The 11,675-nt window shown below is 65.3% G+C and carries 10 protein-coding genes; 5 read left to right on the top strand and 5 right to left on the bottom strand.

The window, feature by feature from the left end; genetic code table 11:
• Positions 1–314: 314 nt before the first annotated feature.
• Together AC5Y7D_RS04995 and AC5Y7D_RS04990 are read left to right on the top strand one after the other, a co-directional pair.
• Positions 315–947, top strand: coding sequence for a TetR/AcrR family transcriptional regulator (locus AC5Y7D_RS04995; protein WP_499922213.1), 633 nt, complete (start codon positions 315–317; stop codon positions 945–947).
• Positions 944–2,155 (top strand): acyl-CoA dehydrogenase family protein, encoded by a 1,212-nt coding sequence (locus tag AC5Y7D_RS04990; protein WP_499922212.1) that lies wholly within the window; start codon positions 944–946, stop codon positions 2,153–2,155. The genes AC5Y7D_RS04995 and AC5Y7D_RS04990 overlap by 4 nt, the downstream gene beginning before the upstream one ends.
• A gap of 6 nt (positions 2,156–2,161) precedes the next feature.
• Here the strand turns inward: AC5Y7D_RS04990 and AC5Y7D_RS04985 are convergent, their stop codons facing one another.
• The 3 genes from AC5Y7D_RS04985 to AC5Y7D_RS04975 are packed head-to-tail and all read right to left on the bottom strand — an operon-like array spanning position 2,162 to position 3,657.
• The gene (locus AC5Y7D_RS04985; protein WP_499922211.1) at positions 2,162–2,323 is read right to left on the bottom strand and encodes a DUF8730 family Cys-rich protein; all 162 of its coding nucleotides are present in this window, start codon (positions 2,321–2,323) and stop codon (positions 2,162–2,164) included.
• An 8-nt stretch (positions 2,324–2,331) separates the two neighbouring features.
• Positions 2,332–2,940 carry a mycothiol-dependent nitroreductase Rv2466c family protein gene (locus tag AC5Y7D_RS04980; protein ID WP_499922210.1) on the bottom strand — a complete coding sequence of 203 codons (609 nt, stop codon included), beginning with the start codon at positions 2,938–2,940 and terminating at the stop codon, positions 2,332–2,334.
• A gap of 39 nt (positions 2,941–2,979) precedes the next feature.
• On the bottom strand, positions 2,980–3,657 hold the full coding sequence (locus AC5Y7D_RS04975) for a hypothetical protein (RefSeq protein WP_499922209.1): 678 nt from the start codon (positions 3,655–3,657) through the stop codon (positions 2,980–2,982).
• A gap of 311 nt (positions 3,658–3,968) precedes the next feature.
• On the opposite strand from AC5Y7D_RS04975, the gene AC5Y7D_RS04970 reads away from it, so the two are divergent.
• On the top strand, positions 3,969–5,444 hold the full coding sequence (locus tag AC5Y7D_RS04970) for a PE family protein (RefSeq protein WP_499922208.1): 1,476 nt from the start codon (positions 3,969–3,971) through the stop codon (positions 5,442–5,444).
• A gap of 17 nt (positions 5,445–5,461) precedes the next feature.
• Here AC5Y7D_RS04970 and AC5Y7D_RS04965 read toward each other — a convergent pair whose 3' ends face one another.
• Positions 5,462–6,649, bottom strand: a complete 1,188-nt coding sequence (locus AC5Y7D_RS04965) for an acyl-CoA dehydrogenase family protein (protein WP_499922438.1) — start codon at positions 6,647–6,649, stop codon at positions 5,462–5,464.
• Positions 6,650–6,915: 266 nt separating this feature from the next.
• On the opposite strand from AC5Y7D_RS04965, the gene AC5Y7D_RS04960 reads away from it, so the two are divergent.
• Both AC5Y7D_RS04960 and AC5Y7D_RS04955 read left to right on the top strand, forming a co-directional pair.
• Entirely contained in the window at positions 6,916–8,367 is a 1,452-nt protein-coding gene (locus tag AC5Y7D_RS04960) for a CoA transferase (protein ID WP_499922207.1), read from the top strand.
• A 408-nt stretch (positions 8,368–8,775) separates the two neighbouring features.
• Entirely contained in the window at positions 8,776–10,128 is a 1,353-nt protein-coding gene (locus tag AC5Y7D_RS04955; RefSeq protein WP_499922206.1) for an aminotransferase class I/II-fold pyridoxal phosphate-dependent enzyme, read from the top strand.
• 155 nt (positions 10,129–10,283) lie between these two features.
• Here AC5Y7D_RS04955 and AC5Y7D_RS04950 read toward each other — a convergent pair whose 3' ends face one another.
• The gene (locus tag AC5Y7D_RS04950; protein ID WP_499922205.1) at positions 10,284–11,669 is read right to left on the bottom strand and encodes an SRPBCC family protein; all 1,386 of its coding nucleotides are present in this window, start codon (positions 11,667–11,669) and stop codon (positions 10,284–10,286) included.
• Positions 11,670–11,675 lie beyond the last annotated feature (6 nt).

The following is an 11,675-nucleotide window of genomic DNA, read 5'->3' as shown; positions in this document are numbered from 1 at the left end:
CTACGCACCACATCGACGTAAGAGGCTGTGCCGATTGATAATTCGGTCGACGCGACTCTTCCGGCCCACGATCCACTCCGCGTCAAGACCGCTGCGCGGTTCCTCGGCGCCGCGCGAAATTCACGTGATTCACCTGCTTTGTTCAAACATTTTTTCCGCCAGCGGACCCGAGGGGTTTTCCCGATATTGCGCGCCCTGAAATCGTTGCAATCCCACTTCTCGGCCCGTTTTCTTTCGGCGCTCCTTTCGAGCGCTGCCCACCGCGGATCCACGCCGATTTGTCGGCTACGGTGGTGAGTGAGTACTCTCTCACCATGGTCACAGAGCCCGGTCGCGGACGTGATCGGCTGCTGGCCGAGGCGCTGAAGCTGTTCGCCGCCAAGGGTTATGCGGCGACGTCGGTGGCCGACATCCAACGTGCCGCCGGCCTGGCGCCCGGCTCTGGAGCGCTGTACAAGCACTTCGGCTCCAAGCGAGAACTGCTCGAGGCCGCGGTGACGCACCGGATCGATCGCATCGTCGCCGCACGAGAGCAGTACGACGCGGGAGAGCCGGCCAGCGTCGAGGAGGCGGTGCGCACGGCGGGTCAGCTGATCTGGGGCAACTTCAAGCAGAGCGAGGACCTGCTCAAGGTGATGCTGCGCGAGCCTGAGGAGCTCGGTGACCTCGACGAGAAGACCTGGCAGGTCATCACCGACAATGCCTACCAGCGGTTCGCCGACGAACTGACCGCCTCCAATCGGTCCGGCCGCACCCGGATTCCCGATCCCGATGCGATCGCGGCCACCGCGATCGGCGCGTTGTCCTACGCCGCGACGCTGCAGGCGCTCACCGGCCGCTTACCCGGAAATATCGACGAAGAACGCTATTTCGAGGCGTGGGTCAACCAGACCGTCAGCGTCCTCACGCATTACCGCACACCCCGAAACACAGGAGCAACGCCATGACATTTTCCATGCAACTCAGCGACGACGTGATCGAGGTGCGCGATTGGGTGCACAAGTTCGCCGCAGATGTCATCCGCCCGGCCGCGGCCGAGTGGGACGAGCGCGAGGAAACCCCATGGCCGGTGATCCAGGAGGCCGCCAAAGTGGGGCTGTACTCCCCCGACTTCATGGCGCAGCAAGCCGCCGAGGAAAGCGGACTGGGCATGCTCACCACGTTCGAGGAGATGTTCTGGGGCGACGCGGGCATCGCGCTGTCCATCATGGGTACCGGGCTGGCCGCAGCGGCGTTGGCCGGCAACGGAACTCCAGAACAGCTGGGTCAATGGCTACCGGAGATGTTCGGCACCGCCGAGGAACCCAAGCTGGCCGCGTTCTGCTCTTCGGAGCCCGACGCCGGTTCCGACGTCGGCGGCATCCGTACCCGCGCCCGCTATGACGAGGCGAATCGCGAGTGGGTGCTCAACGGCACCAAGACCTGGGCGACCAATGGCGGCATCGCCAACGTGCACATCGTGGTGGCGTCGGTCTACCCGGAACTCGGCAGCCGCGGTCAGGCCAGCTTCATCATCGGCCCGGACACCAAGGGCCTGGCTCAAGGCCAGAAATTCAAGAAGCACGGGATCCGTGCATCGCACACCGCCGAGGTGGTGCTCGACAACGTGCGCCTGCCGGAGGAAGCGATCCTGGGTGGCCGGGAGAAGTTCGAGGCACGCATCGCCCGGGTGAAGTCCGGCGCCTCAGCCGGTGGTCAGGCGGCGATGAGGACGTTCGAGCGCACCAGGCCGACCGTCGGCGCCATGGCCGTCGGGGTGGCCCGCGCGGCTTATGAGTACGCACTCGAATATGCCTGCCAGCGTGAACAATTCGGTCGGAAGATCGGTGAATTCCAGGCCGTTGCGTTCAAGCTGGCCGACATGAAGAGTCGCATCGACGCGGCGCGTCTGCTGGTCTGGCGGGCCGGCTGGATGGCCCGCAACAACCAGAACTTCGAGGCCGCGGAGGGCTCAATGGCCAAATTGGTGGCCAGCGAGACCGCGGTCTACGTCACCGACGAGGCGATCCAGATCCTGGGCGGCAACGGCTACACCCGTGACTACCCCGTCGAGCGGATGCATCGCGATGCGAAGATCTTCACCATCTTCGAGGGCACCAGCGAGATTCAGCGGCTGGTGATTTCGCGGGCACTGACCGGCCTGGCCATCCGGTAGAGGGCGTCACCACCGCTTCCTCCGGAACAGGCTCGGTCGTGGTTCGGATGGCTCGTGTCCGTCGCACCATTGGTCGGCGGGAACGGTGCGCTGAACGTCTTTCACGTGCGCACCACAGCCCACCCAAGTGGTCTTGCCGCAGACCCGGCATCGAACCGCGTGGCACATATCTCTCCTTATCGCTGGCGCGGGCGCTGCAACTGTGCGAACTGCGGTATCGCGGCCAAAGCCGCCACCGCGTCGAATAGCGCTTCGACCGCCGCCGGATCGGGAAGTGCCGTCAAAACGGGACCGAAGAAGGTGTGACCGTTGATACGCACGATCGGACTGCCGCCGGTTTCTCCGAGTGCGTCCTGCCCGGCTTGATGGCTGCGCCGGATGAGTTCGTCCCAGGACGAGTCCGCCAGCACATCCGCGGAGACATCCCAAGACTTGACGGCATTCAGCACGGCCGAGACGAGTTCGTCGTCGATCTGCTGGGACTGTTCGAAGTATCGCTCGGCGAACGCGAAATACGCTGTGGCCAAACCCGCCACGCCGTGTTGGTCGCGGATGGCTGCCATCAGCCGCCCAATTTTCGCCGAGTCACGCATGCGAGCCTGCTGCGGGGCCGGCATTTCCCCGCCCTCGTTGAGAACCGACAGGCTCATCAGCCGCCAATCGATACCCATGCCGGTTTTGTCGGCCACCGCCTTCAGCCACCGGGCGGTGTTCCAGGAATACGGGCACACCGGATCCAACCAGATTGTCACCGCCGGGCTGGTGCGGTCGTGGTTATCGAACATCGCAGCACTCCTCTCGCTGCGACAAGAATACCATACCCCCTACCGTATACATCGACCAGGTAGCGCGGCCGCTTTGTTGTGCTGCAATGCCTTGCTCACCGACACCGGAACGTGGCCGACCACCGAGAGGCCGGCCAGACGCCGCCAGGACCGGATGGCCTGACGCGTTGCCTCCACGATTCGGCCGGCCCCGTTTTCCAGGTTCGCCAACCGATGCGCACGCAGGGCGTTGCCGGTGACGGCATCCAGCGTGTCCCAGGCTTCGGCATCGGCGAGGGCGGTCGATTGATATGCAGCACGCACGGCGTAGCGCTGAGCGCCCGGTGACATGCGGCCGCTGATCTCCCGGGCGGCTCGCGCGGCCCTGTCCCAGCTGGCGATGTCGGGCATCTCGCCGGGAGCCAACGTGCGATGCAGCTCGGCAATCGCCGAAATCGCTTCGGCCGCAGCGCCATCAGCGTAACGCACCACACCCCACGGCGGACTTGTCAGTAGTTTGGACACCCAGGGCCGGATGACGGTTTCGCCGACCTCCGCGGTACCGACCGTCAGCCAGGCCAGGTCGAGGGCAAGGAGCGCGTCTCCCGGCGACAGGTAGCCGTCGGGTCCGGCCAGCTGGTCGTTGCACAGCTGAACGAATGCGGCGAGGGGGCGGGCCGAGGTGGCCGGGAAGTCGGTGATCTGTTCGTCGCCGTTGACGTAAGAGACGACGTTCATCGCGCAGCCTCTGGCTGAACCCGGTCGGTGCGATCCCCGGGCCAGTCGCAGCGGGTGAGTGATGCGCTCCAGATCCACGTGGCTCCTCACCGGTTGCCGGGTGCACAACAGTATGACCGGTGCCGAGGTCTATGACCGGTGCCGACTCGCGTCGTCGTCGTCACGATCGGCGACGGCCGAACCGCGGGATCAGTTGCGCTCGTTGCAATTTTAGTTTGGGAATCTTCTACTGGACGCCGGGTATCGCGCTCCTTAGCGTGAAGTGGCATGGACGCATTGTCTTGTCCGGCAGCTTGACCGTAGGAACACCCATGTCGAAAGTTATTGCGTCACCGACGATTCTCACTGCCGCGGCGTCGGCGCTCAGCGCGATCGGTTCCACGATCAAGCAGGCCAATGGCGCCGTCACCAGGCCCACTACCGCAACGATCGCTGCGGGCGGCGACGCGGTCTCGGCTGCAGTGGCAGCACTATTCAATTCGCACGCACACCAATATCAGGAATTCGGCGCAGCGGCAGCCACGTTCCACCACCACTTTGTGCAGCTCATCGCCGCAGGTGCGGAGCACTATGCCTGCGCCGAAGCCGGTGACGATACCCAGCTACCGCCGCTGCAGAGTCTGCTCACCGACCCCGTGCGGGCAATCACCGGACGGCCACTGATGGGAAACGGTGCCGACGGGGTCCCAGGTACCGGGCAAAACGGCGGCGACGGCGGCTGGCTGTATGGCAACGGCGGTTGCGGCGGCTCTGGAGCGCCCGGACAGAACGGCGGCCGTGGCGGGTCAGCCGGGTTGTTCGGCAACGGCGGATCCGGCGGTCGCGGCGGCGCCGGGATCAATGGCATTGCGGGCCAACCCGGTTTGCCCGGCGGCACGGGAGGCGCCGGCGGCGCCGGCGGCTGGATACATGGTCAGGGCGGCAACGGCGGAGTCGGAGGCGCAGGCGGCAATGCCGGAACCGGAGGCGAGGGCGTCAGCTCGGCCCACAACGGCGGCGACGGAGGTGCTGGTGGCGCCGGCGGGCCAGGCGGTCTCCTGTCCGGCAATGGGGGCACCGGCGGTCTCGGTGGCGACGGCGGGGATGCCGCCGGCTCCGCGACCCGCGCCCAGGTGGGCGGAACCGGCGGCCTGGCCGGCAACGGCGGAAATGGCGGGCGCAGCGGCTGGTTCTGCGGGGATGGCGGGGCCGGCGGAAACAGCGGACACGGCGGTTCTTTCGCTGAGGACGACACGGTCGTGAGCGGCGCCAGCGGCAGCTACTTCGGCGCAACCGCCGGCCGGGGCGGAGACTCGGGCTTGATCGGCAACGGGGGCGCCGGAGGGGACGGAGGCCATGGCGGCGTGGGCCAGCCGGTGACTGCGTTAGCCGGCATCCGGGGCGGCCACGGCGGCGACGGCGCCGACGGGGGCGACGGGGGGAATGGCGGATTCCTGCGCGGAAGCGGCGGGTTCGGCGGCGTCGGCGGCAACGGCGCGGGAGGCGGAAGCACGGTCAACCTGGTGGGCACGACGCGCGGCGGCAACGGCGGTTGCGGGGGATTCGGCGGATCGGGCGGGCGCGGCGGCCTGATCGGCAACGGCGGTGCAGCCGGCCCGGGCGGCAGCGGCGGCGACGGTGGTCGTGGTGGTAACGGAGGCGGAGACGCAGGCCCCGGCGCGCTCGGCGGGTTCGGTGGAGACGCTCGACTGTTCGGCAGTGGTGGCGCCGATGGCAGCATTGGCGCAAGCGGCGTCCCCGGCTGTGCTAGCGGCGAGGTTCTGCACACGAGCCAGGAATCTGTCTAGCAATCAGTGCTCGCGGCCTAACGGAATGCCGGTATGCCGGTGATGGCCTGACCGACTATGAGGGTCTGGATCTCGCTGGTCCCTTCGTAGGTGAGAACCGATTCGAGGTTGGCCATGTGGCGCATCACCGGGTATTCCAGCGTGATTCCGCTGGCGCCGAGGATCGTGCGCGCGGTACGGCAGACGTCCAGCGCCTTCTGCACGTTATGCAGCTTGCCGTAGCTCACCTGTTCGGGATGCAACTGGCCGGCATCCTTGAGCCGGCCCAGGTGCAAGGCGAGCAGGTAGGAGTTGTTGACCTGCGTGAGCATATCGACGAGTTTGGCCTGGGTCAGTTGGAATCCCGCTATGGGAGAACCGAATTGAGTACGGGTGACGGCGTAGTTCAGTGCGGACTCGTAACACGCCCGTGCCGCGCCGACCGCTCCCCAGGCGATACTGAAACGCGCCTCGTTCAGGCAAGCCAGCGGCGCCCGTAACCCCTCGGCATCGGGCAGCAAGGCTTCGGCCGGCAGCCGGCAATCCTCGAACACCAGCTCTGCCGTTGTCGATGCACGAAGAGACATCTTGCGCTTGATCTGCCGGCTCACGAGACCCGGCGTCCCTCGCGGCACGACGAATCCACGGATGCAGTCGGAGTTTCGGGCCCAGACCACGGCGACGTCCGCGATGTCACCGTTGGTGATCCACGTTTTGGTGCCGTTCAGCACCCACTGTCCGTCCTCGAATCTGGCGGTGGTGCGCATGCCGGCCGGATCACTGCCGGCGTCGGGTTCGGTCAGGCCGAAGCACCCTACCGCCGAGCCACGAGCCATGGGCGGGAGCCAGGTCTGCTTCTGGGGCTCACTGCCGAAACGCCAAATGGCGAACATGGCAAGTGACCCCTGCACCGAGACGAAACTCCGCAAACCGCTATCGCCGGCTTCGAGTTCCATGCAGGCCAGCCCGTAAGAAACCGCATTCGTACCAGGACAGCCGTAGCCCTTCAGATACATACCGAGCAGTCCCAAGTCTCCTGCAGCGGTTGGAAATCCGTACGGGAGCCGGCCGTCGATGTAGGCATCGGGCAAGCGTCCCAGCATATCTCGACGGACGAAGCATCGCACGGTGTCACGGATCAATCGTTCATCGTCGGACAGACCCCTGTCTATGGTGAGGAAGTCGTTCGCAGTCAATGGCTTCCGCGTCTGTTGCGGGGTGTTCATCGTTGTCATCTACTCAAGCCCGTCTCTACGCCGCCAACCGTCCCAAGACGGTATCCAGGCGCGTCATGCGACGTCCAGTAGAAGCTTCCAGACAGACCATTGCGCTCTGTCGAACCAACGCGGATCCCTAATATTTGCGCAATATGCAAGCTTAGTTAACGAAACATCTACTGGACGCTGTGTGATGGCGGCCGCTAGCGTAGCTTTCACCGGACCGTACTGCTAGCACAGGGCCGGTTCGGGTGTCGAGAAACGGAAGCCGACAGATGCAACCACGTTGGGAGTCCCGGCTGCGCGCCGGGGACTTGGGTCAGCTGAGTGCCCTGCTCGAGGGGATCGGCCTGGCGGAGCAGTTCAGCGGCGACGCCGTGCTGCACGGCAGCGACCCGGTGATCCGCTCCCCTCATCGCCTCGGTGAGGCCTCCGCCACCGCGTTGCTGCTGATCGCCGCCGCGGGCGCCGCGATATGGCAGGAGCGCAACGGTGCGATTACGGATATCTCCACCGACATCATCCACGCGCTGCATTATCTGCACCCCACGCACTACGTCAGGCAGGGTCGCTTCCGTCAGAATGTCGGCGCCGAACACGTGCCGACGAACGGGATCTTCCAGACGCGAGACCAGCGTTACATCATGATCGAAGCCGGTCCGCCATACCCGAAGCTGCTGTCGGGCTACCTCAATTTCTTCGACTGCGGCAACAGTAGAGCTGCGCTCGCCCGGGAAGTCGCCAAGTGGGATGCCGAGCAGCTCGAGGATGCACTCAGTGACGCCGGCTTGCCCGCGTGCCGCGCGTTCACCCGCGACGAGTGGCTGCGGCATACCCAGGGCAGGACGCTGGCGGCCGTGCCTCCGATCGAGATCGTCAAGATCGGCGACGGTGAGCCGATTCCGTTCGCCGCCGACGGTGCTTCGCCGCTCGACGGGATACGAGTGCTCGATTTCACCCATGTGCTCGCCGGGCCCAGAAGCACGCGCACGCTGGCAGAGTACGGGGCCGACGTACTCCGGATCACCTCGCCGTTCCACGCCGACACCCTCCCCCAGCACCTTGGCACCGACGTCGGCAAGCACAACGCCTATCTCGACCTGCGCTGCAGCGAGGACATCGCGGTGATGCGCGAACTGGCCACCACCGCAGACGTATTCGCGTCGAGTTACCGGCCGAGCGTGAATGCGCGCTTCGGCCTGCGTCCGCAGTCGCTTGCAGCAGTGAGCAGCAGGGGACTGGTATACATGTCGGCGACCGCCTACGGCCACCGCGGTCCCTGGCAGGGCCGCCCCGGGTTCGACCAGAACGCTCAGGTCGCAACGGGTTTCGCAGTGACCGAAGGCCAGGGCGGCCCGCCCCGGTTCTCTCCGGTCTTCTACCTCGCCGATCTGATCACCGGATACCTGGCCGCAGCGGGCATGATGGCGGCCCTGTATCGACGTGCTACCGAGGGTGGCTCCTACCACGTGAAGGTATCGCTCGCGCGCAGCACGATGTGGGTTCAGGAGTTCGGATTGCTGGACGCCGGCATCCAGGACGGCCTGCCTCGCACCGACATCTACCCCGCGGAGACATTGTCGGTCGACACCGCCTACGGACCGGTCACCAACCTCGCTCCGCCCGTGACATTCTCCGACCTGACCCTCCCTGCTGCGGATCGGCTGGTGCCCTACGGCTCCGACCCGCCGGCCTGGCCGGCGCGTCGTTTCGCGACGCTGCGGTAGTCGCTACGGCTCACCACGAGAAGCCCCGTCGGGATCACCGCGCAGTTTCTCAAGCACAAGCTTGTGCACGGTGCGCGTGCACGCACGACTGCCGACTCACCGACAGCGAGTAGCTGCGCTGGAATCCATGCGCTGACAAGCACTTCAGCGATACTCACCGGCGAGCCAGGTCCGTCGTGTCCGTTGCGAAAAAAGCAAGCGATTCTTGCGAACTACGTGGTGGACGTTTATCGATTTGTGAACTTAGCATCCCTGTGTGAGCAGCATCACAGCAATCCGGCGCGATCCGTCCTCCATTCGCGTATGCGCTGAAAGCGTTGCGCTGCAAGCAAAAGCGGCCGGCGCCTGAACGTCGACATTTGCGACCGATCTCCACGCGTTCACGACTCAGGAGGTAAAGCAGTGACCTTGTCAGAACCCCTCGCGGAATTGCATTTGGATTCTCCCCGCGACCTCGTTGCCCCGCATTACAGCCTTCGCGGAAGTCTGCGTGACTTCCGCGAACCGTCCGGCGGCGACTTGATCGACCGGCTCGACGCGTTCTATCAATGGCAGGATCTGCGACGCACCCATGGGCTGTGGTCCTACGGTAGGTCCACGGAAGCGGGTCCCCGACCGTACGCGACGGTGTACGACGATCACGGCCGCAAGATGACCGGAGTGAATTTCGCGTCACAGGACTATTTGTCGCTTTCCGGCCATCCCGAAATCAAGGCCACCGCGCGCGCCGCCATCGAGGAGTACGGAGTGCACAGCGCCGGTTCACCGGCGCTGGTCGGCAACACCTCGTTGTCACTGGCTCTGGAACAGCGCATCGCCGAATTTCTTGCGGCCGAACACGTCAGCCTCTTCCCCACCGGATGGGCCGCGGGCTTCGGAGTCATCAAAGGCCTGGTGCGCCCGCAGGACCACATTGTGATGGATCGACTCGCTCACGCGTGCTTGCAGGAGGGGGCGCAGGCGGCAACCCGCAATATTCATCTGTTCGATCACAACAGTCTCGACGACGTGCGGGCAAAGCTGCAGGCCATCCGATCCCTGGACACGAAATGCGGCGTCATGGTGGTGACCGAAGCGCTGTTCTCGATGGACTCCGACACCCCTGATATCGCGGTTGTGCAAGGGCTGTGCAGCGAGTTCGGAGCAACACTGGTCGTCGACGTGGCGCACGACCTCGGCGCTATCGGCAAAGGGGGTCGTGGGCACCTCGGTGTTCAATCCATGATCGGCAAGGTCGATCTGATCATGGGATCGTTCTCGAAGACGTTTGCATCGAATGGCGGATTCGTTGCGACCCAACACCGCAAAGTCAAGGAGTACCTGCGCTTCTATTCCTCGCCGAATACGTTCTCCAACGCGCTCTCGCCGGTGCAAGCCGCAATCGTGCTCAAGGCGTTCGACATCGTGGACGGCGGCGAGGGTGAAATGCTCAGGCAGCGCCTGATGGCCAATATCCTTCAATTGCGAACGCGGCTGGGACGCGCAGGCTTTGACATTTACGGAGACCCGTCACCCATCGTCTGCGTCAAGATGGGATCGGAGAGCATGGCCCGCCTCGTCAGTCGGCAATTGCACGCCAACGGCCTGGTTGCCAACCTCGTCGAGTACCCCGCGGTCGCGCGGGATCAAGCCCGTTTCCGTATGCAGGTGATGGCGAACCACACCGGGGACGACATCATCGACGCGGTGGAAAGAATCAGCGTCAGTTACCGATACGCGTGCGACGAACACCGGGTGTTCGAGCACCGGGCTCTGGACTGATCGGGGCAATTTCTGCGAGTCCATGGCACGGACGCGGGCTGGAAGACTGCTGAAGGGCACCGAGTTCGGGAATCTGCCTGGCGCATTGGTCGAAGAGATCGATCGCATGCGACTGGGTTGCCGCCATGCCGACTGGTCCTTCCAGAACAGTTGCATCATGCCGCTTGATCGTCGACCCTGGCGACGAGCCGCCGCAGTCGAGGCAGGCTCCATTTGCGCCAGGTCATTTCAAGCACGGCGGTCAGCATGCACCCGGGAACCCAGGCGGGCGCGTCGAAGTCGATGCGGTAGTCCAGATGGGTGGCGCCGCCGGCCGCGGGCTGAAGCTCGACGCGTCCCAGATGGTTTCGCACCGGCCCCTTGATGGTGCGGTACTCGACGAGCCCGGGTGGTCGGTACGTGACGATTTCTTCCTGGACCCGCCACATCCCCAACACCAGTTGCGAGCGAACCGAACGCAGACCGTCGGGTTCCGCGGTATCGACCCCGTCACGCACCCGACGCTGCCGCACCGGCCACAGCGATGACCAATGCCGGCTCAGGAGGCCGAATAGCTGCTCCGCAGAGACGTCTAACGTTTCGCTGAAATGCAGCTGATGACGTCCCGCTGCGCGCGGCGCCGCGTTCGACGGCGCGGGCTCACCGCTCCGAGTCATGAGCCAGTCCACCAGGAAGGGAAATACGTCCGTTCGTGCGGCGGGATGCAACAACGTGTTCGCATGCGCGTAATCCCGGGCGAATCCGTTTGCGCGAGCAGCAGACTGCACACGTCTTTCCAGACCGGCAGTCGGGCGCACCATCTGGCGGCTCCGCGTCGCGGGGGCGATGAGGTCCCGGGGCGCGGTGATCGCGAGTAGCGGTGTGTCGACGGTGGTGAGCACGCTCGACAGGTAGCGGTGACCTCGCTCGGCGATCCCCCAGTCAACAGCGTCACCGAGGGCAGCGATCGGCTCGTCTTCGGGACCGAGACCCAATCGTCGGGCCGGGAACACCCCGTCCCACATTCGGGACCGCACCACGGCCGCGACAAATCGATTGGCCAACAACGGAATATTGACGGCGGAGTTGACCAGTACCAACCCTGCGAGGTCCGATCGGTCCAGCGTCTCCGCGGCGGCGCGTGCCAGGGCCACGCCGCCGAAAGAATGCCCGATCCAGAACGCCGGTCGGCAGGACTCGGCCGCAACCAGCCGCTGCACCGCCGGTAGGTCGACTCGGACCGTTTCCTCCCAGCCGGCCCGCGCGCCGTTTCCCAGGGCTACCCCGCCGGTTCTGCGCCGCTCGACGATCCACGGGTCGAAGCCTGCGTCGGCCAGGGTGTCGGCGAGACCTCCCTGCCAGAGATACAGCCGCCGATTGTCGAACATCCCGGGCAGCAGCACCACCGGAGTCCCGCAACCCTGGCCCACCCGGGTGATGCGGAATCGCCCGCCATCCCGGACGGTCGCCACGGTTGCCTGAACGCGGTGTCGCGCGGACGGCTGGTCGGTCCATGCAACAGCGACCGTGTTGTCGCTCTGCATGTGCGAGTCGCTGGTCACTGTGAA

The organism is Mycobacterium sp. NGS49 (genome assembly GCF_059812565.1).
The sequence above is the reverse complement of the archived record's forward strand: the minus strand, read 5'-3'. Positions and strand labels throughout refer to the sequence as shown.